This is a genomic window from Nocardioides sp. Soil796 (genome assembly GCF_001429525.1).
Classification (GTDB): Bacteria; Actinomycetota; Actinomycetes; order Propionibacteriales; family Nocardioidaceae; genus Nocardioides.
This window is the reverse complement of record NZ_LMSQ01000017.1, coordinates 630,600-649,006: the sequence shown is the minus strand read 5'-3', so window position 1 is coordinate 649,006 and position 18,407 is coordinate 630,600. Positions and strand designations below refer to the sequence as shown.

21 protein-coding genes are annotated in these 18,407 nt (G+C 68.4%); 14 read left to right on the top strand and 7 right to left on the bottom strand.

The features are described 5' to 3' along the window. Positions 1–30: 30 nt before the first annotated feature. From ASH02_RS10110 to ASH02_RS26060, 7 genes are all read left to right on the top strand, one after another. Positions 31–1,455, top strand: a complete 1,425-nt coding sequence (locus ASH02_RS10110; protein WP_082620846.1) for a recombinase family protein — start codon at positions 31–33, stop codon at positions 1,453–1,455. 510 nt (positions 1,456–1,965) lie between these two features. Beyond that, on the top strand, positions 1,966–2,754 hold the full coding sequence (locus ASH02_RS10105) for a hypothetical protein (RefSeq protein ID WP_057294672.1): 789 nt from the start codon (positions 1,966–1,968) through the stop codon (positions 2,752–2,754). A 563-nt stretch (positions 2,755–3,317) separates the two neighbouring features. Continuing rightward, positions 3,318–3,530, top strand: a complete 213-nt coding sequence (locus tag ASH02_RS10100) for a hypothetical protein (RefSeq protein WP_057294671.1) — start codon at positions 3,318–3,320, stop codon at positions 3,528–3,530. Next, entirely contained in the window at positions 3,530–3,853 is a 324-nt protein-coding gene (locus ASH02_RS10095) for a hypothetical protein (RefSeq protein WP_057294670.1), read from the top strand. The genes ASH02_RS10100 and ASH02_RS10095 overlap by 1 nt, the downstream gene beginning before the upstream one ends. Before the next feature lie 756 nt (positions 3,854–4,609). Then, positions 4,610–4,834, top strand: coding sequence for a hypothetical protein (locus ASH02_RS10080; RefSeq protein WP_057294667.1), 225 nt, complete (start codon positions 4,610–4,612; stop codon positions 4,832–4,834). Positions 4,835–5,138: 304 nt separating this feature from the next. Next, the gene (locus tag ASH02_RS10075) at positions 5,139–6,188 is read left to right on the top strand and encodes a terminase TerL endonuclease subunit (protein ID WP_327152812.1); all 1,050 of its coding nucleotides are present in this window, start codon (positions 5,139–5,141) and stop codon (positions 6,186–6,188) included. 977 nt (positions 6,189–7,165) lie between these two features. After that, the gene (locus ASH02_RS26060) at positions 7,166–7,726 is read left to right on the top strand and encodes a hypothetical protein (protein ID WP_156409745.1); all 561 of its coding nucleotides are present in this window, start codon (positions 7,166–7,168) and stop codon (positions 7,724–7,726) included. A gap of 174 nt (positions 7,727–7,900) precedes the next feature. Here the strand turns inward: ASH02_RS26060 and ASH02_RS26055 are convergent, their stop codons facing one another. Beyond that, entirely contained in the window at positions 7,901–8,068 is a 168-nt protein-coding gene (locus tag ASH02_RS26055) for a hypothetical protein (RefSeq protein ID WP_156409744.1), read from the bottom strand. A 253-nt stretch (positions 8,069–8,321) separates the two neighbouring features. On the opposite strand from ASH02_RS26055, the gene ASH02_RS26050 reads away from it, so the two are divergent. Continuing rightward, positions 8,322–8,642, top strand: a complete 321-nt coding sequence (locus ASH02_RS26050; RefSeq protein ID WP_156409743.1) for a hypothetical protein — start codon at positions 8,322–8,324, stop codon at positions 8,640–8,642. Positions 8,643–8,829: 187 nt separating this feature from the next. Here the strand turns inward: ASH02_RS26050 and ASH02_RS27275 are convergent, their stop codons facing one another. Then, on the bottom strand, positions 8,830–8,964 hold the full coding sequence (locus ASH02_RS27275) for a hypothetical protein (protein WP_268793377.1): 135 nt from the start codon (positions 8,962–8,964) through the stop codon (positions 8,830–8,832). 178 nt (positions 8,965–9,142) lie between these two features. On the opposite strand from ASH02_RS27275, the gene ASH02_RS10070 reads away from it, so the two are divergent. Next, positions 9,143–9,643 (top strand): DUF6650 family protein, encoded by a 501-nt coding sequence (locus ASH02_RS10070; protein WP_057294665.1) that lies wholly within the window; start codon positions 9,143–9,145, stop codon positions 9,641–9,643. Positions 9,644–9,660: 17 nt separating this feature from the next. On the opposite strand, the gene ASH02_RS10065 is transcribed toward ASH02_RS10070, so the two are convergent. Genes ASH02_RS10065 through ASH02_RS10055 form a run of 3 tightly spaced genes read right to left on the bottom strand, consistent with a single transcriptional unit; the run spans position 9,661 to position 10,745 of the window. Next, on the bottom strand, positions 9,661–9,963 hold the full coding sequence (locus tag ASH02_RS10065; protein ID WP_057294664.1) for a thiamine-binding protein: 303 nt from the start codon (positions 9,961–9,963) through the stop codon (positions 9,661–9,663). Beyond that, positions 9,954–10,139 (bottom strand): thiamine-binding protein, encoded by a 186-nt coding sequence (locus ASH02_RS10060; RefSeq protein ID WP_057294663.1) that lies wholly within the window; start codon positions 10,137–10,139, stop codon positions 9,954–9,956. The genes ASH02_RS10065 and ASH02_RS10060 overlap by 10 nt, the downstream gene beginning before the upstream one ends. Before the next feature lie 9 nt (positions 10,140–10,148). Beyond that, on the bottom strand, positions 10,149–10,745 hold the full coding sequence (locus ASH02_RS10055) for a GNAT family N-acetyltransferase (protein ID WP_200959114.1): 597 nt from the start codon (positions 10,743–10,745) through the stop codon (positions 10,149–10,151). A 104-nt stretch (positions 10,746–10,849) separates the two neighbouring features. On the opposite strand from ASH02_RS10055, the gene ASH02_RS10050 reads away from it, so the two are divergent. The 5 genes from ASH02_RS10050 (at position 10,850) to ASH02_RS10030 (ending at position 14,193) form a co-directional block, all read left to right on the top strand. Then, positions 10,850–11,086 (top strand): hypothetical protein, encoded by a 237-nt coding sequence (locus ASH02_RS10050; RefSeq protein ID WP_056677117.1) that lies wholly within the window; start codon positions 10,850–10,852, stop codon positions 11,084–11,086. Continuing rightward, on the top strand, positions 11,083–12,042 hold the full coding sequence (locus ASH02_RS10045; protein ID WP_057294662.1) for a hypothetical protein: 960 nt from the start codon (positions 11,083–11,085) through the stop codon (positions 12,040–12,042). The genes ASH02_RS10050 and ASH02_RS10045 overlap by 4 nt, the downstream gene beginning before the upstream one ends. Positions 12,043–12,099: 57 nt before the next feature. Further along, positions 12,100–12,786: an SDR family oxidoreductase gene (locus ASH02_RS10040; RefSeq protein WP_056679238.1), complete on the top strand. Its 687-nt coding sequence runs from the start codon at positions 12,100–12,102 to the stop codon at positions 12,784–12,786. After that, the gene (locus ASH02_RS10035) at positions 12,783–13,817 is read left to right on the top strand and encodes an S-adenosylmethionine:tRNA ribosyltransferase-isomerase (RefSeq protein ID WP_057294661.1); all 1,035 of its coding nucleotides are present in this window, start codon (positions 12,783–12,785) and stop codon (positions 13,815–13,817) included. Before ASH02_RS10040 ends, ASH02_RS10035 begins: the two co-directional genes overlap by 4 nt. 70 nt (positions 13,818–13,887) lie before the next feature. Beyond that, entirely contained in the window at positions 13,888–14,193 is a 306-nt protein-coding gene (locus tag ASH02_RS10030) for a hypothetical protein (RefSeq protein WP_056677112.1), read from the top strand. 76 nt (positions 14,194–14,269) lie between these two features. Here the strand turns inward: ASH02_RS10030 and ASH02_RS10025 are convergent, their stop codons facing one another. Then, positions 14,270–17,086, bottom strand: a complete 2,817-nt coding sequence (locus ASH02_RS10025; RefSeq protein ID WP_056677110.1) for an aconitate hydratase — start codon at positions 17,084–17,086, stop codon at positions 14,270–14,272. Between the two features lie 166 nt (positions 17,087–17,252). Continuing rightward, entirely contained in the window at positions 17,253–18,407 is a 1,155-nt protein-coding gene (locus ASH02_RS10020) for a class I SAM-dependent RNA methyltransferase (RefSeq protein WP_057294660.1), read from the bottom strand.

Sequence of the window (18,407 nt, the reverse complement as noted above, 5' to 3'; positions counted from 1 at the left end):
GGACGGCTCGCATACGGAAGGACTCACACCATGAGGGTAATCGGCTACGCGCGGATCTCGCGGGCGATGGATGACTCGACCTCGCTTGCGAAACAACGGCAGATCATCGAGCGGGCCGCCGAGTCACGCGGATGGGCGCTGGTCGGCATCGCTGAAGACGAGGACGTCTCCGCCACGAAGTCCCGGCTAAACCGTCCCGGGCTGACCGAGGCCCGCGACGCGATCGCCTCGGGCAAGGCCGATGCGGTCCTCTGCTGGCGGCTCGACCGTGTCGCGCGCTCCGTGGTCGACATGGGCCAACTCCTCGATGAAGGCATCGAGATCGTCTCGGCGACCGAGCCTCTCGACACAACTTCTCCCATGGGCCGCGCCATGGTCCAGATCATCCAAGTCTTCGCCGAACTCGAATCGTCGACGACTGGCGAACGGGCCCGCGCAACGAAGGCGTACCTTCGTTCGATGCGTCGTTGGGGAGGCGGGCCGCGCCCGTACGGCTACCGCCCGGAGCCGTCGCCGGACGGCGTCGGCAAGGTGCTCCGCGTCGACGAGGACGAAGCGGCCGTGATCCGTCGTATCTTCTCTGATCTCCTCGAAGGGGTCCCGGCGAACCGCCTCGCTCGGACGCTCAACGCCGAGGGAGTTCCGACCGCGACCGGCCGCGAATGGAAACCCGCGAGTGTGCTCAACATCGCCCGCGCGCTTCACGTCTCCGGATACCTCACCGAGCGTGTTGCCGAGGGGTCTCGCTCCCGGCGCCCCGTCGTCGACGAGAGCGGCTCGCCCGTCATCGCGTGGACTCCGCTCGTCGACGCGGCAACCGCTGACGCCGTCCGCGCTCTCGTGACCTCGGAGGCCCTCGACGAGGCGCGCTCGGCTGCTACGAAGGCCGGACTAGAGGGCCCGCGCTCGCTGCTGTATGGCCTCGCATTCTGCCCGTGTGGCGAGGCGCTGATTCGCCGCGTCCGGAAGGGTACGGCGTACTACGGCTGCCGTGGGATCGGCGAGGGCTCTCACGTCCTCGTCGACGCCGAGAAGGTCGACGCGGAGGCCGTGACTCAATTCCTCGCATCGTTCTCCGGCGTGGAGGTCGTCGAGCGTGTCGTCGAGGTCTCCGTCTCGGAGGCCCTCGCCGAGATCGAAACGGCGCTCGCTGCGGCGTCCGCTGAGACGACCTCGACGGCGACGGCGGATCTCCCGACCCTCTTCGAGCGGATCGCCGCTCTGAGCGCCGAGAAGGACCGCCTGACGGCGTCGGAAGACCGCGTCACCACCCGACGCACGCACACGGCCTACGGCGAGGCATGGGAGGGCTGGACGGTCGAAGAGCGCCGCGAGCACATGGCCGCGCTCGGCGTCCGTGTGGACGTACTGCCCGCTCGGCGTCGCGGCGCGTGGGACCCGGAGCGGGTCCGCGTCGAAGCGGATGCCGACTACCTCACCGGGCAGACCGACTAAACCGTTTACACGCCCCCTCGAAAGCCCCCGCGCCGTACTGGCCGGGGGCTTTCGGCGTTCCTGAGGTGTAGAGGGTGCAGGAATGTAGGCGTTTCTCTGTTACCTCTCAAGGTTTGGTTTCTTGAGGGGTAATAGAGGACTGCCTACAACTTCTACACCCTCTACACCCGGCCGGGCGTTCGCCGAGGAAGCGCCGAGGAGAGGCCGAAAGGGTGCTCTACAGAGTGACGGGTGTAGAAAACCCGTCTTCCTCTATTACCTCTCAAGGTTTTGGTTCTCGAACACAAACAACAGAGGAAGACGGTTTTTCTACATCGTCACTCTGTAGAGCACCTTTCCGCACCGAGCAAAGGCGGGCCGGTAGGCGGACTTCTCCCTCGGGCCGTGAGCAACTCCGCTCGCTATGGCCCCCTCCCCCGATCTGAAGACCCGGCGCGTTCTTGGCGGTCCGTGCCGGGTCTTCACCTTTCGACCGCCAAAACGACCGCCAACGAAAGAGGACCGCCAACCATGCCCCCGACAATCACCCTCAACGCCGACGGGCTCGCGACCATCCGCGCCCGCCTCGGCGCGAGCACCTCGAAGGCAGCGCGCCCGGTCAACTACCGCGCCGACTCCGACGGCACCCCGCTCGCCGTCTCGTTGCCCGGCCCGGCCCGCCTCGCAACGCGGATCCGGCTCGACGACGTCGACGCGTACCGCTCCGGCAGGGCCCTCCTGACGCGCCCTACGGGCTCCGACGAGACTCCGGAGCCCGTGAGCCTCGTCGACGTCGCCGCCGCGCTTACCGACGCGCTCCGCGCCCTCCCGGAGCGCCCGGACGCCGAACAGGCGTATCAGGATCTTTGTCTCGCTGCCGCTTCCGGTGGCGGACTCTTCGCCGGGTACGTCACCGACGTCATCCGGGCCTACGTGAAGGCCCTTTCCCCGTTGCCGAAGGCGGGGGCCGTTCGTGAAGGGCCGAAGGCCGCGCAGACCGGCGCGGAGCGCATGAAAGCGCTTCGGGAACGGCAAAAGGTAAACGCCTTCGCCTCGGTCGCCGACTGGCTAGAGGTGATACTCCTCGACGCGGACACCGCGCGCGGCTGGCGCTCTGGCGACGACTTACACGCGGCATGCCTGACCTACCTAGAGAACTCCTACGAGCCCGGCGAAAGCCTCATGGAAGAACCGGAGCACATCGTCGCCGCGATGCCGTCGCGCCGCGACTTCTACGCCCTCCTCGACGGCGTCCTACGCACGCGGCGCCGGACTAAACGGGGCGTTGCCTACCTAATCCCTGAAGGAGTGACGGCGTGAAGACGTGTGACCGATGCAGGAAGCCGTTCACGCCGAGGAGTAATCGCGCCCGGTATTGCTCGCCGGAGTGTCGTCGCGCTGTCCGGCGTGACCGGCAACGCATCCCGGCGCCTGTCCCGGTCGGGTCCCGGCGTGACGGGTATCGCGTTGTTATCAACGGCGTTGAGGGCACATGGAAGCCGCGCTACCTCCGCGACTCCGCAGACCGGGACCGCTTCCCGTACCTCGACCGCGCGACGGACGCAACGGAGGATCTCGCCGGTATGGGCACCTTCGAGGGCTCCCGTCACGGCGGCGTGATCCGAGCGGTCTCGCTGCGCGATGACGAGCCTCGACGCTGGGTAATCGAGGTTCACGGCGTCGATATCGGCCCGGGCTTCTAACGGGTGAGCACCGCCCCTAGTTAGTGAGAGGGAGCGGCTCGGGCCGCTTCTCTTTCCCATGGGTGCATGGGTGGTTCCGGCCCCTGTTCTTCCGTGGCCTCTCCGGAGTCCCACGGCCGGGCAGGGGCTCCTCCTATGCCCTATCCCGTCCCGTCACGTCTTCGTAAGGAGGGCCCGCCCGTGGCCGTCATGAGTCGTCTATGCGCCGTCTGCGGCGCGCCGTTCACCGCTACCCGCACCGACGCCGAGATCTGCTCCGGCGCTTGCCGTAAGAGGCGCTCTCGCGCGGTGACGAAGGCGCGCGAAGAGAAGGCGGCCGCCGACCTCGCCCGCCTGCTTCACCTCGTGAGCGCCGCGCTCGACGAGTCCCCCTCAACCAAAGGAATGAACTGATGAGCACCGCTAACGAACTGTCCCGAATCCTCGCCCGTATGGAGGCCCGCCAACAGGCCGACCTCGGCGAGAAGTTCGCCGACGCGCTGGCCCCGGCGATGAGCGCGGACCGCGAGAAGGCCCTCCGGGACATGTCCGGTAGTACGGACTTCGACCGGCAGAGGGCCGAGCTTCAGCAGGAGATGCAACGCGTACGCCGATCGGAATTGACGTTCCTCAAGGCTCTGAACGGCGAACTGTCCGCCGACGAGGAGACCGAACTCGCCACACTCGATGAGGCATTCGGCACTGACCCGACACGGATGCTGATGGGCGGCAACTGATGGGCGCGGATAGTCGGTCCGCTACGGCTGCCCTCGCGACGTACGCGGCCGGGCAACACGATCGCGACCTCGACACGCTCGCTGAATTGTCGGGCCCTTCCGCCGTCGCGGATCTCGCCCGGTCCCGGGCCGTCGCCGTGCTCGGTACGGATGACGTCGAGGCGGCCGACTGGTCGCGGGTGCTGCTTCTTCGCGACGCTCGGCGTACGGGCACGATCGCGCCGGAAGATGCACGGCGCCTGCTGGCCGCTGAGTTGCTGACCGGGAAGCGGTCAGACATTGGCCGGGAGGTCGAGGCTCTGCTCGCCGATGGAGGTACCTCGTGATCTGGATCGGAACTCCGACGAATGACGGGCCCGCCCCGTCGTCGAGGCCGACGCCGAGGAACCCGGCACGGGACACGCGCGGGCGCCTGCTCGACGTCGAGGCAGACGCGAGCCCTGAGGAGATCGCGGCGGCCGTGGTCCGACGTGACGAGGCGGACACGCGGAACCTCGCCGAGTTGCGTCGGCTCGGTCGCTTGGGCAACGGCTGGTGAGCCCCTAGGCCCCTGCCTGCCCCGCTTCGCTCGTTCGCTTCGTTCGTTCGTCGTGCTCTCGCGCGGCGTCCGTGCGAAGCGTTCGTGCGTCGAGGGGGTGGGCGGGGGGTCCCCCTCGACCCGATCTCAGTCTCACCCCCGGCGTTGAGCCCTCTCCCCGTGACGCTCAGAGCCCAAGCGCCGGGCAACAACAACTGACCCTGAAGGAGTGCCCCCTCGTGGCCCACCTAGACGACCTGACCGGCACCGATCGCCGGGCACAACTCTCCGCGCTTCGTGACTTGCTCGCGGACGCGATCACCTCGACCGGCGCGCGCGATCTCCCCGCGCTAACCGCTCGCTATCTCCAGGTCGTCGACGAACTCGCCGACCTGCCAGACCCGAAGAAGGAGAAGACCATCAGTGAACGTATCGCCGCTCGTGCGTCACGCCCCGGCCGCTGAGGATTTATCCCTCGCTGACGATGCGATCTCACTCGCTTCGTCCGTCGGCCTGACCGCTGACCAATGGCAAGCGGACGCCGTCCGGATCACCCTGAGCCTGTCGGCGGACGGCCGCTGGACCTCCCCCCGCGTCGGGCTGTCGGTCCCGCGTCAGAACGGCAAGGGCGCGATCCTCGAAGTGATCGAACTCGCCGCCGCACTGGCGGGTTACCGGGTCATTCACACGGCGCACCTCGTGGCGACGTCGCTCGCTCACCTTCAGCGGGTCCTCGCCCTTTGTGAACACCCGGACGTCTCCCCGCTCGTGAGGCGGATCATCCGCACGAACGGCAAGGAAGCGGTCGAGTTCACGACGGGCGGACGTATCGCGTTCGTGGCCCGCTCGAAGGCATCAGGCCGTGGGCTCTCCGCCGACGTCCTCGTTTGCGACGAGGCGCAGATCCTCCCAGAGGACGTCTTCGCCGCGCTGCTGCCGACGATCTCCGCGTCCCCGAACCCCCTCACGATCTTGACTGGCACACCGCCCGGCCCGCTCGACGACGGAACCGTCTTCTCGAGAATCCGCGACGCCGGACTTCTCGGCGAAGACGTACGCCTCGCGTGGATCGAGTACGCGGCCCCCGCCGACGCCCCGCCCGGCGATCCGGCGACGTGGGCGAGAGCAAACCCGGCTATGGGCGTCCGTCTCGCTGAGGACACCGTCCGCGACGAGTTTGCCGCGATGGATCTCGCAACGTTCGTCCGCGAGCGGCTCGGTGTGTGGGTCGAGTACGGCGCTACGGCGTCCGTGTTCGACCTCGACGCGTGGGCCGCGCTCGTCGACGGCGCGAAGTTCCTCGACGGCAAGCGCGTCTTCTTCGGCGTCGATGTCGCCCCGGACCGCTCCCGCGCGGCGGTGGTCGCTGTAGGGCGCGTGAAGGGCGGAATGCCGTCTATCGCCCTCGTGGAGTCCGCGCCGGGCACCGGATGGGTTTCGCCGTTGCTCCGTGAGCAATTGACGGCGCGACCGACGGCGAAGGTCGTCCTCGACGAACTGGCCGTGACGTCGCTCGACCTGAAGGCAGCCGGGATCCGGAAGGCGAAGGTCGTCGAGGTTGGCTTCGGCGACGTGAAGGCCGGAGCCGCGATGATGCTCGACGCCGCCGTGAACGGCACTGTCCGACACCGGGACCAACCGGCAATGAACGAGGCAGTCCGGGCCGCTCGGGTGCGCACGGACTCGACCGGATTCCGGTGGATCCGCTCGGACACATCGGGGCCTCTGGTGGCCGCGTCTCTGGCGCTCTGGGCCGCGATGACGAAGACGACGGCCGTCGAGGTCGAGGGCCCGAAGTTCACCGGCATGGTCCTGTGAGTAGGACCTCTACCGCCGCATGGAAGCGCGTACGCCGGGCCGTGATCTACAGGGCGAAACGGGCGGGCCCGCTCCGGTGTCACTGGTGCGGCGTGGCCCTTCCGGATGAGTCCCTCGTCGATGTCGACCACCTCGACCCCGTCGGTAGTGGCGGGGCCGTCGTGCCCTCCCCGGACCGCTGTGTCGTCTCGTGCCGACGTTGTAACCGCTCGGCGGGCGGGCGGCTTGGCCGTGCGAAGCAACTCGCCGCCGCGCACACCGCAGGAACCAACCTCACCCGCTCGCCTGAGTGGCTCTGAGACCAACCAACCGAAAGAAGGCACCATGAACACCCTCACTGATTCCGCTGCACGTGTCCTCGCGGCCCTCGAAGGTTCGAAGTACGGTCGCAAACTCGGCGGGACCGCTACTCGCGCCGGGCTGTCATACGACGAGGCGGGTGCGGCCGTTCGTGAGTTGATCGCGGCTGGCCGTGTCGTCCGCTACGGAACTAACTATGTCCTCGCGGAGGAGGCCGCGCCTGCTGCTGCCCCTGCCGCTCGCACGAGGCCCGCTCCGACTGCTCCGAGTCGTCGGCGCACGTACGTTGAGACGCTGCGCGCTCAGCGTGACATCCTCGCCCGCCCTCGCGGCCACTGGCACGGGACGATCTCGGAGCCGTTGCCTATGTTCACGCCGTCTCGCGCGAAGGTCGTGAATGTTGCGGAGGTGGTCGGGCGATGACGCCGGAGGAGGTCCGAGAGGCGACCCGGCAATACGCCGCCCGTGTCATGGCCGCGAAGGTCCGGGGGATGGATCGGCCGCCGCTGCGCGTGCGCCGTGTGGAGGGCCGAAGGCCGCCCGAAGCGCGGGAGGTCGACGGTTTCGAGGATTGGCGCGTCTGAGCGACGAAGAGCCCCGGTTCTGGACTTCGGTCCGGGGTCGGGCTTTCTTGCGTTTACACGTCGGCCCCGCCCTAACAACCCCACACTGAGAGCATGACGAGCACCTCCGAGACTGTGGCCGCTTGGATAACGGCACTAGCAACCGTTGTCGCCGTCCTTGCAGCGATCTACGCGGGTCACTATGCGAAGCGAGCGCACGACATAGAAGTTCGCCGCGACGAGGATCGCGAAGAAGACCGGCGACAGGCTCAGGCGGAGTTGGTGGCCGCTTGGTGCCCAGTGTTCGACTACCGTCCGGCCGTTCCGGGGAGTGTTACCTCCGTGAGCGGCGGGACGTTCATCAAGCAGGGCAGGCGGTTACCGACGTGGACGTACTTCCTTCGTAATGCGTCGTCTGTCCCGGTCTATGACGTAGTCCTCCACTTCAGGCAAGGCGCCGAAGGGCTCGGGACCGATGCTCTCGACACGTTGCCGCCTGACTCCGAACCGCTGACGCGCGAGGTACCTAGCCACATCGCAAACACGGCTCGCCTCGGAGCACATGAACACGGTGAGGTGATCCGCGTTCTTGTGTCCTTCCGAGACGCCGCCGGAAGACGGTGGACACGCCGATGGAACGGCGTTCTTAGCCTCGACGAGGAAGGTCAGGACTGACGCGCGGCATTCTGTGAGTGCGTGACCAAGTAGCCCCCGTTCTCTTCTCGAAGAGGGCGGGGGCTTTCGGCGTTTACACGGTCTCAGCGAACGCCTAGAGGTGCCGCTCGACGGCCTCGTCTACGAGGTCCGCGAATCCTCGACACTCCTCGGTTGGCGGGGCAAGGTTCGGGGTCAGTCTCCGAAGAAGCCGTTGGCCTTGCGCTTATTGATCCGCTGGATCTCCTTCTTCACGTCCGGCATTGTAAGTAGGCCCGCATGCCAGTCGGCGTGATTCTTCAACTGGCTCGGCTTGACGTGCGCGAAGCAGATTGTGCAAAAGTCCTCGACGTTGTCGGTCATGGATGGGTCTCCTCCCGTTGCGACGGCCTAGCGCCGTCGGTCTCGCCACGATAGGGCCCACGGCCGGGCCTCAACGGCGAAACGGCGAGACCCGCAACGCGCGATGCTCGTTCGGCGCTTGCGAAGCGCCGGAAGCCGTCGAGAGCGCCGAAGCCCGGCGTCGCGTGGAGTTTTGCCGTTTCCACTGTCCCGCCCGGTACGGGGGCTTAGCCTGACGACGGTCGTACTCAACCGAGTACAAGGAGGGGAACCGATGCCAGACCTTTGCGTTTGCGGGAAGTCGAAGTCTTCGTCTCACTACTGGGCAACGAACGGATACGCGACCTGTCGCGCGAAAGAGCAACAGAAGGCGGCGGCGGCGCAGCAGTCCAAGATCGTCTGCCCTCACTGCCAGACTGCGGGAGGCGTCACGCGCCGCGATGTCCGCAAGAAGAAGGGCGTTAGCGGCGGCAAGGCCACGGCGGCGCTCATGACTGGCGGCGTCTCGATGCTTGCAACCGGGCTCTCCCGCAAGGAAGGCACCGCCGTGCTCAGTTGCTCGAACTGTGGCATGGAGTGGGCAATAGGAAACTGACGCGGCGCCGCCGCACCTGCACTCACCTTCGATGACCCGGACGCTACCGGAGCCCTCACTCGATCGCCGGAGAATCGAAGTCTGTTTCGAAGCGCTCCAACTTCGCGACGCGACACGGTCGCGTGGCTTGTCTGAAACCGAAAAAGCCCCCGCTCCTCTTCGAGAAGAGAGCGGGGGCTTGCGGCGTTTACACGGTCTCAGCGAACGCCGAGAGGTGTCGCTCGACGCACGCGTCTACGAGGTCCGCAAACTCGGTATCAGCAATCTCCGGGTAAGCCTCGTTGAGGATCTCGGCGAAGCGGTAGTGAATGGCGCTGGTCATGGTGGAGGCTCCTTCGTTGGTGTCTGAGACGCCGACGCTAGGCCGCTCTTCGGCGCTTGTGAAGCCGTTCGTAAGACCCCACGTAAGACGCTTTGGGTGTGACCTGCGGGAATGCTCTCGAAAGTCATTGCGGCCGTTTCGCTGCGCCGATCGCCGACACCGTGCCAACCTCGCAACCATGAAGTTTCGCGAGATCGTGAACCGTGTCAACGGCCTCAGTTGCCCGATCTTCGGAGTCTCGTGGGACCCGGGGACGGCAGACGTTGAGGTCGCCCGTCGGGTGATCGCATTCGTTGAGACGAGGCGTGTCCTCTTCTCGACGTACACGAACGAAGTTCCTGAAGAATGTGTCGCTTCGGTGCTCGCGATCCGGGAAGTCCTGACGGAGGTACTCGGCGCTGGGCGCGTCGCCGACGAACTTTCGGAACCACTCCGGATCATGCGTCGCTACTGCGTCCGCTTCCTCCAGCGGGTCGGCGCGATCGAGCGCCCGGAGGGTGCGAAGCGGCACCTCTTCCGGGACGCCCAATGGCGCATGAATGACTACTGGTTCGGCGAGGCTCTCGGCGAACTCCGCTCCGGCGTCGGGATGCAAGTCGCAATCGTCGCGGCATCCTTCGGCCTCGACGTAGAGGACGATCTCGCAAGCACGCTTCCGGATCCTGAGCCCTCTTCGTGAGGCGGTTGCCCGTTGCGTCAGTCGTCGAGGGCCGCTTCGAGCCGCTCCAACTTCGCGTCTAGTTCGCCGTCGTACCCCGGCCGTATGTCTGCCTTGAGCACAAGCGACACTCGCGAGCCGTACGGCGCGACGGCTTCGGTTGCGCGCTTCACGACGTCGAGGCAGGAATCCCAATCGCCCTCAACCGTCGTAAACATCGCGTCGGTTCGGTTCGGGAGCCCGGACTCGCGAACGACCTTCACGGCTGCCGCCACGGCGTCGCTCACGGATCCGTCTTCGCGGCCGGAGCCGCTCGGCGCAACGCTGAACGCTACGAGCACGAGACCACCTCACTCATGTCACGTTGTAACCACTCCCCCTCGATGTTGGTGAACATCGCATTGGTCTCGTTGGGCAGGCCGGACTCGCGGACCACGCGAACGGCGGCGGCGACGGCCTCGGCCACGCCACCCGTCTCGTCGCCGGTCGTCGGGGAGATGCTGAACGCCACGATCATGGCGTCAACCTACCCGTCCGTCGGGCTGCCAATCCCCAGTGCCGCCTCGACGTCGGCCAGGTGCTCCCCTCGGAGCCCGACACAGTCGAGCTCCCAGAAGGCGTCGCAGTAGACCAACCGTCCGCTCATCCACGGCTCGAAGGCGGCCAGGGTCACCACCTGAAAGGCAGGCTCCGGGATGCGTGTGGACGGTCGCTCGAAGCCGGCCTCACCGGCCGGTTCGAAGCCGAGGCGGCCGTAGTACCCCGGATCGCCCTCGAGGAAGACAGCCGCTTCCCCCGCGGCCTGCGCCTGCGCCAATGCCGCGTGCACGAGAGCGCTGCCGACACCGGCACGCTGCGCGGTCGGGTCGACCGACAGCGGGCCGAGCACGAGCACCGGGGCCAGTCGCTCGGGGGCGTCGACCCAGCCGCGACTCAGCAGCACATGGCCCACCACAGCGCCTCCGGGTTCGGCGACCAGCTCGTGCTCGACCCTGCCGGTGGCGTGCAGCAGGTCGATCAGCTCCGCGATCACCGGCCCCTCGTCACCGAAGGCGGCCGCCGCCACCCGGCGTACGGCGTCGCGGTCGGCCTGCTGCACCGGTCGGGTCTCGATCTGCTCCACGCGTCTCTCCCAGGGACTCCAGGCCTGCCAATGGTCGTCCTACCGCACTCCGGTCCGCGCACCGAGTACCGTGAGCGGGCTCGTCAGCGAAGGAGAGGACCTCGATGGCACCGACCGATGTCTCCGCACTGGCCGAACGTCTCGGCATCAGCGCGGAACGAATTGCCGGCCTCAGCGTATGCAACCAGGCGGACGTGACGCACCTGGATTCCCTGGTGGCGGCTGCCTTCACGGCCGAGCACGAGGCGGTCGAGTCCGGCCTGCGGGCCACCCTCGGCGCGGTCCCACGTCCCCTGCGTGGCCGGGCGAAGGCACTGCTGTTCCCGGAGGACGACGCATGACATCGCTGGCCAACCGCGTGGAGATCATCAAGCTCGCGCACGCACTCGACGTACCGGACACGGATCTCGCGATCCTGGCGCCCGTCCCGGCGGACGACATCCGCACCGTTCGCCAGTCGCTGGGCGAGGCGATCTTCGCGCAGCACGAGCCGCGGTTCCGCCGGATCGCCAAGCTGGCCTCGATGGTGCCACCCCAGCTCAGCGCCCGCATCGCGCAGATGGCGCTCTCGCCGTTGCTCGGCGCCCGCGTCGCCGCGGTCATGGACCCCGCCCTTGCAGTCAAGCTGGCCGGCAGCCTGAAGACCACCTACCTCGCGGACCTGAGCACCGCGCTGGACCCTGTGCGGGCCGAGCCGATCCTGAGCCGCATCGAGGCCGATCTCATCGTCGAGGTGGGCCGACTCCTGGTCGAGCGCAAGGAGTATGTCGCGCTGGGCCGGTTCGTGTCGGTGATCGAGCCCGACACCGCGCTCAAGGTGATCGCCTCGGCGACCGGGCGCGACCTGCTGCAGGTGGCCCTGTTCGCCGAGGACCCGATCGCCCTCGACGAGCTGGTCCGTCGCATCGACGACCAACGCCTGGTCGACGCGATCCGCGCCGCCGACGAGGACGGCCTGTACGACGACGCGGTGACCCTGATCGCGTCGGTCTCCCCGACCAGCCGCGCCCGCCTGGTCCCGCTGATCACCGCCCTGGACCAGGCCGGCCTCGACGCCTTCGCCACGTCGCTGCACTCCTACGACGCCTGGCCCGCAGCGCTCCCCGCACTCGCCGGCCTGGACGACGCAGCACTGGCGGCGCTGGCCAACTGTTCCGCGACCCTCACCCCGGGCATGCTTCCGCGCATGGTCGAGGTGGCCCGCGAGCTCGAGCTGGGTGCCCTCGTCGACCGACTGGCGACGCTTCTCGATGCCGACCACCGGAAGGCAGCGGGCAAGGCCTTGACTTCAAGTTAACTTCAACTTGCAGGCTTGTGGAGTCCGATCAACTCGATCAAGGAGACCACGAGCACCATGCCTGTCGCACTCATCACCGGAGCCTCACTCGGCTTGGGTCACGCCCTGGCCCGGGAACTCTCGGAACAGGGTTGGACCCTGGTCCTCGACGCCCGGCACGCCGCCGCACTCGAGGCCGCCACGCACTCCCTGGCCGGCACGGGACACGTCGCCGTGGCCGGTGACGTGGCGGACCCGCGCCACCGCACTTCCCTCGTCGAGGCAGTCGAGGCGGCCGGTGGACTCGACCTGCTGGTCAACAACGCCAGCACCCTCGGCACAAGCCCGCTCCCCCGGTTCGCCGACCTCGAGGAGGCCACGTTCTCCCGCATCCTGGAGGTCAACCTCGTCGCACCGTTGGCCCTGACCCGGGCGCTTCTCCCCACCCTGCGCGCCCGCCGTGGAACGGTCGTGAACATCACCTCCGACGCCGCCGTCGAGGCCTACGAGGGCTGGGGCGGCTACGGGAGCGCGAAGGCCGGGCTCGAGCACGCGAGCCGGATCCTGGCCGCCGAGGAACCTGACCTGCGCGTGCTGGCCGTCGATCCCGGAGACATGCGCACCGCCATGCACCAGGCGGCGTTCCCGGGCGAGGACATCAGCGACCGGCCCCTGCCCGACTCCGTGGCACCGCGGCTGGTGAGCCTGGTCCTCGGGGATGCACCCAGCGGCCGCCACCAGCTCGCCGTGGAGGTGCCGGCATGAGCGCGCAGCCCACCGAGCGTTTCCACGTGCCGAGCAGCCACGAGGCCGCCGTACCTCCGGAGCTGCGTGGCCTGGCCCGCGACGCCGTACGGCTGGCGGAGGTCACCCGTGACGGCGTACGACACCTGAAGGCCGGGGCCCTCCCGGACCTGCTGCACCCCGGCGACCTCCTCGTCGTCAACACGAGTGCCACCCTCCCGGCCGCGGTCGACTTCCGGCGTCGCGGCCATGAGGCCGTGCTGCACGTCTCCACCGAGCTCGACGACGGGACGTGGGTGGTCGAGGTGCGACGCCCGGACCAGTCCGGACCCGATCTGGTCTGCGCAGGCGAGACGTTGAAGCTGCCCGGCGGGATCCGGCTGCAGCTGGTGGCACCCCATCCCGACGGTCAGTCGCGTCTGTGGCGCGCCGTGCCCACGCCCACGGTGGGCCGGGTGGACTACCTGTGGGAGCAGGGTCGGCCGATCCGCTACCCCTACGTCGAGGGCGCGTGGCCGCTGTCGATGCTGCAGAACTCGTACGCCGAGCAGCCCGGGAGCGCCGAGATGCCGAGCGCGGGTCGACCTCTGACCGCGGAGCTCCTGGTGCGCCTGATGGCCCATGGAGTCGCGGTGGCGCCGATCGTCCTGCACACCGGGGTGTCGAGCCAGGAGACCCACGAGCCGCCCCAGCCGGAGCGGTTCGTGGTGCCCGAGGCGACCGCGCGACTGGTGAACAGCACCCGCTCGGTCGGGCGCCGCGTCGTCGCGGTGGGCACGACCGTCGTCCGGGCGCTCGAGACCGCGGGTTCGTCGGGTCGGGTGGTGCCCACCGACGGCTGGACCGACCTCGTGCTCGGGCCGCGGCGACCTGCCCGCGTGGTCGACGGACTGCTCAGCGGGTTGCACGAGCCCGAGGCCAGCCACCTCGACCTGCTCGAGGCGGTCGCCGGCCGACCCCTCGTCGACGCGGGCTACGCCGCGATCACCGCTCCCGGCGCACCCCGCTACCTCTGGCACGAGTTCGGCGACGTGATGCTGCTGCTCCCCTGAGGGCGGCCACTCGTCGGGAGAGCAAATGCGGCCAAGCGACGGAGCCCCTCCCCGGCGTACGGTCGGCCACATGGATGCCGACGACGTCGCCGAGTTCGTCGAGTCGCTGCCGCGGTGCCGCCGCAAGGGCACCGCGGCACGACCGGCGTGGTACGTCGACAACCGGCTCGTGGCTCGACTCGAGGACCGGACCACCCTGACCATCCGGTGCGCGCCGGCATTGCGCGAGGAGCTGACCGCCGCGCACCCGGAGACGTTCGGCGTGCCGCCCGCGATGGAGGCGCACCACAAGGTGCAGGCCTCGTTGGCGCACGGAAACGACGAGGCACTGCGTCGCGCCCTCGAGGCCGCGCACCGCATGCAGCGCAAGACCTGAGCGACAGCAAATGCAGCGACCCGTCGTGAGTTCTTCCCGGTAGGGGCGAACTCACGACGGGTCGATGGGTCAGAGGTCAGGCCTTGAGCAGGTTCCGCAGGACGTACTGCATGATGCCGCCGTTGCGGTAGTAGTTCGCCTCACCGGGGGTGTCGATGCGGACCACCGCGTCGAACTCGACACTCTGCCCGTCTTCCTTGGCGGCCTTGACCTTGACAGTCTTCGGCGTGCTGCCGTCGTTGAGCGCGGTGATGCCGGAGATCGCGAACGTCTCGTCACCGGTCAGGCCCAGGGACTCGGCGTTCTGGCCCTCGGGGTACTGCAGCGGGATGACGCCCATGCCGATCAGGTTCGAGCGGTGGATCCGCTCGTAGGACTCGGCGATGACCGCCTTCACACCGAGCAGCGAGGTGCCCTTGGCCGCCCAGTCACGCGACGAGCCGGAGCCGTACTCCTTGCCGGCCAGGACGACCAGCGGGACGCCTGCCGCGATGTACTTCTCCGACGCCTCGAACACCGTGGTGACCGGCGTGCCGTCGGCGAGCAGGTCGCGGGTGAAGCCACCCTCGGTGCCCGGGGCCATCTGGTTGCGCAGGCGGATGTTGGCGAAGGTGCCGCGGATCATGACCTCGTGGTTGCCTCGGCGCGAGCCGTAGGAGTTGAAGTCACGCGACTCGACGCCGTGCTCGGCGAGGTACTTGCCCGCGGGCGAGTCCTTCTTGATCGCACCGGCCGGACTGATGTGGTCGGTGGTGACCGAGTCGCCCAGCTTGAGCAGCACGCGGGCACCCTCGATGTCGGTGACCGGGGTCGGCTCGTCGGGCATGCCGTCGAAGTACGGCGCCTTGCGGACGTAGGTGCTGTCCTCGCCCCACGCGAAGGTCTTGCCCTCGGGGGTGGGCAGCGAGCGCCACCGCTCGTCACCGGCGAACACGTCGTCGTAGCTGTCGAACATGTCGGCGGTCAGGGCACTGGCGATGGTCTCCTCGACCTCGGACGGCGAGGGCCAGATGTCCTTGAGGAACACGTCGTTGCCGTCGGCGTCCTGGCCGAGCGGGTCGGTGAACAGGTCGACGTCCATCGAGCCGGCCAGGGCGTAGGCCACGACCAGCGGCGGGGACGCCAGGTAGTTCATCTTGATGTCCGGGTTGATCCGGCCCTCGAAGTTGCGGTTGCCCGAGAGCACCGAGACGACCGAGAGGTCGTTCTCGTTGACCGCGGCGGAGACCTCGGGGATCAGCGGACCGGAGTTGCCGATGCAGGTGGTGCAGCCGTAGCCGACGAGGTTGAAGCCGAGCTTGTCGAGGTACGGCGTCAGGCCGGCCTTCTCGTAGTAGTCGGAGACCACCTTCGAGCCGGGGGCCAGCGTCGTCTTGACCCACGGCTTGCGCTGCAGGCCCTTCTCGACGGCCTTCTTGGCCAGCAGCGCCGCGCCGATCATCACCGACGGGTTGGACGTGTTCGTGCACGACGTGATGGCGGCGATGGTGACCGCACCGTGATCGAGGGTGAACTTCGTGCCGTCGGCCAGCGTGACGTCGATCGGGTCGCTCGGGCGGCCACCGTCCCTCGGTGCGGCCGAGAGGTGGTTGCTGGGAGCCTCCGAGCCGTTGGTGCCGTGGTACGCCGGGGCGTCCGAGGCCGGGAAGGACTCGGCCGAGGCCTCGTCGTACCCCTTCTCGTCCTCGTCGACGTAGTCGGCGAGCGACGCACGGAACGACTGCTTGGCGTCGGTGACCTGGATGCGGTCCTGGGGCCGCTTCGGGCCGGCGATCGACGGGACGACCGTCGACACGTCGAGCTCGAGCCGCTCGGAGAAGCGCGGCTCGGCCGACGGGTCGTGCCAGAGGCCCTGCTCCTTGGCGTAGGCCTCGACGAGCGCGAGCTGCTCCTCGGTGCGGCCGGTGAGGCGCAGGTAGTTGACGGTCTCCTCGTCGATCGGGAAGACCGCGATCGTGGAGCCGAACTCGGGGCTCATGTTGCCGATCGTGGCACGGTTGGCCAGCGGCAACGCCGAAACGCCCTCGCCGTAGAACTCCACGAACTTGCCGACGACGCCGTGCTTGCGCAGCATCTCGGTGATGGTGAGCACCAGGTCGGTGGCGGTGGTGCCCTCGGGCAGCTCGCCGGAGAGCTTGAAGCCGACCACGCGCGGGATCAGCATGGAGACGGGCTGGCCGAGCATGGCCGCCTCGGCCTCGATGCCGCCGACGCCCCAGCCGACGACGCCGATGCCGTTGACCATGGTGGTGTGGGAGTCGGTGCCGACGCAGGTGTCGGGGTAGGCCTGCAGCACGCCGTCGACCTCACGCGTGAACGCGACGCGGGCGAGGTGCTCGATGTTGACCTGGTGGACGATGCCGGTGCCCGGGGGGACGACCTTGAAGTCGTCGAAGGCGCCCTGGCCCCAGCGCAGGAACTGGTAGCGCTCGCGGTTGCGCTCGTACTCGATCTCGACGTTCTTCTCGAACGCACCGGGGGTGCCGAAGACGTCGGCGATGACGGAGTGGTCGATGACCATCTCGGCCGGCGCGAGCGGGTTGATCTTCGACGGGTCTCCGCCGAGGTCGGCCATCGCCTCACGCATGGTGGCGAGGTCGACGACGCAGGGAACGCCGGTGAAGTCCTGCATGATCACGCGCGCCGGCGTGAACTGGATCTCCTTGGACGGGTCGGCGTCCGCGTCCCAGCCGGCGAGCGCCTTGATGTCGTCGGCAGTGATGTCCGCGCCGTCCTCGGTGCGAAGCAGGTTCTCGAGCAGCACCTTGAGGCTGAACGGGAGCGAGTCCACGTCCAGGCCGTCACCGGTGACCGCGTCGAGGCGGAAGATCTCGTAGGACTTCCCGTCCACGTCCAGGGTGCTCTTGGCACCGAAGCTGTCCTGACTGGCCATCAGCCACATCTCCTCAGAAGTCTTTGGTTCACTCGCGCCCATCTTGCCGCCGTGCGCAACCCCCTGGGAAGAAAGGGTTGCCTAACCACGACGTCGAGGCCGAATGCAATGTCTCTTGATGTCAAGATACATGACGTCAAGTGGAAGATCCAGCAGAAACGCCCACTCAGCGGACGAACAGCGCGACGCACTCCACGTGGTGCGTCATCGGGAAGAGGTCGAAGGCGCGCAGCTTCTCCAGGCGGTAGCCGGCCTCGACGAACGTCGCGGCGTCACGGGCCAGTGAGGCCGGGTCGCAGGCGACGTAGGCGACCGCACGCGGGGCCCTGTCCACGATCTGCAGGACCACCTTGCGACGCGCGCCCTCACGTGGCGGGTCGAGGACGACGACGTCGAACGGCTCGTCGTACGTCGTGGCCAGCACGCGGTCGACCGTGCCGACCCCGACGACGGCCTTGCGGTGCTCGGCGAGGTTGTCGCGCGCGTGGCCGCAGGCCTGCTTGTTGCCCTCGATGGCGACGACCCGGCCGCCCTCCCCCACCCGCTCTGCGAGGAACCGGGCGAACAGCCCGACGCCGGAGTAGAGGTCGAGCGCCTTCTCGCCGGGCTGTGGGTCGAGGTAGTCGAGCACGGTGTCGACCAGCTTCTCGGGAGCCCCGGGATGAACCTGCCAGAACCCGTCGGCGGCCACCGCGAACTCGCGTCCGTGCACGGACTCGATCACGGGCGCGCTGCCCGAGACGCTCGTGTCGATCGCACCGGGCGCGGCGATCAGGCAGGTGTCGATCGGCACGACGCCGTGGGAACGGTGCTTGCGCATGCCCCTGTGTCCGTCGGGCGTGGCGGCGTACTCGACGCGGGTGCGCCACTCCAGGCCGGCCTTGTCGCCGGGCACCTGCTCCACGACGACGTCGACCTCCATGTGGGCCAGCCGGCGGAACTGCTCCTGCACGACCCGCGCCTTCAGCGCACGCTGCTCACCGGGCGTGACGTGCTGGAAGTCGCAGCCGCCGCACAGTCCCGGGCCGGCGACGGGGCACGGTGGTGTCACACGCTTCGGGGACGGCGTCGCGACGGAGACGGCGTCCCCGCGCCAGAACCGGTCGCCCTCGGTGCCCTCGGTGATCTCGACGGTCACCACCTCGTCGGGCAACGCGTGGCGGACGAAGACGACGCGGGTCTCCCCCTCGGTGCTCCCGGCGACAGGGATGCGGGCGACGCAGTGGCCGCCGTGGGCGATCGGCCCGACGGTCACCTCGTGCCGCTCACCGACGTGCGAGGCGCCCTTGGCTTGTCGTGCTCGTGTGTTGCGGGGAGACAT

Excerpts from the sequence above, each read along its gene's own strand:
- ASH02_RS10110 (WP_082620846.1), top strand. The coding sequence starts at position 31 with ATGAGGGTAATCGGCTACGCGCGGATCTCGCGGGCGATGGATGACTCG.
- ASH02_RS10105 (WP_057294672.1), top strand. The coding sequence starts at position 1,966 with ATGCCCCCGACAATCACCCTCAACGCCGACGGGCTCGCGACCATCCGC.
- ASH02_RS10095 (WP_057294670.1), top strand. The coding sequence starts at position 3,530 with ATGAGCACCGCTAACGAACTGTCCCGAATCCTCGCCCGTATGGAGGCC.
- ASH02_RS26060 (WP_156409745.1), top strand. The coding sequence starts at position 7,166 with ATGACGAGCACCTCCGAGACTGTGGCCGCTTGGATAACGGCACTAGCA.
- ASH02_RS26055 (WP_156409744.1), bottom strand. The coding sequence starts at position 8,068 with ATGACCGACAACGTCGAGGACTTTTGCACAATCTGCTTCGCGCACGTC.
- ASH02_RS26050 (WP_156409743.1), top strand. The coding sequence starts at position 8,322 with ATGCCAGACCTTTGCGTTTGCGGGAAGTCGAAGTCTTCGTCTCACTAC.
- ASH02_RS27275 (WP_268793377.1), bottom strand. The coding sequence starts at position 8,964 with ATGACCAGCGCCATTCACTACCGCTTCGCCGAGATCCTCAACGAGGCT.
- ASH02_RS10070 (WP_057294665.1), top strand. The coding sequence starts at position 9,143 with ATGAAGTTTCGCGAGATCGTGAACCGTGTCAACGGCCTCAGTTGCCCG.
- ASH02_RS10060 (WP_057294663.1), bottom strand. The coding sequence starts at position 10,139 with ATGATCGTGGCGTTCAGCATCTCCCCGACGACCGGCGACGAGACGGGT.
- ASH02_RS10050 (WP_056677117.1), top strand. The coding sequence starts at position 10,850 with ATGGCACCGACCGATGTCTCCGCACTGGCCGAACGTCTCGGCATCAGC.
- ASH02_RS10045 (WP_057294662.1), top strand. The coding sequence starts at position 11,083 with ATGACATCGCTGGCCAACCGCGTGGAGATCATCAAGCTCGCGCACGCA.
- ASH02_RS10040 (WP_056679238.1), top strand. The coding sequence starts at position 12,100 with ATGCCTGTCGCACTCATCACCGGAGCCTCACTCGGCTTGGGTCACGCC.
- ASH02_RS10035 (WP_057294661.1), top strand. The coding sequence starts at position 12,783 with ATGAGCGCGCAGCCCACCGAGCGTTTCCACGTGCCGAGCAGCCACGAG.
- ASH02_RS10030 (WP_056677112.1), top strand. The coding sequence starts at position 13,888 with ATGGATGCCGACGACGTCGCCGAGTTCGTCGAGTCGCTGCCGCGGTGC.
- ASH02_RS10025 (WP_056677110.1), bottom strand. The coding sequence starts at position 17,086 with ATGGCCAGTCAGGACAGCTTCGGTGCCAAGAGCACCCTGGACGTGGAC.
- ASH02_RS10020 (WP_057294660.1), bottom strand. The coding sequence starts at position 18,407 with ATGTCTCCCCGCAACACACGAGCACGACAAGCCAAGGGCGCCTCGCAC.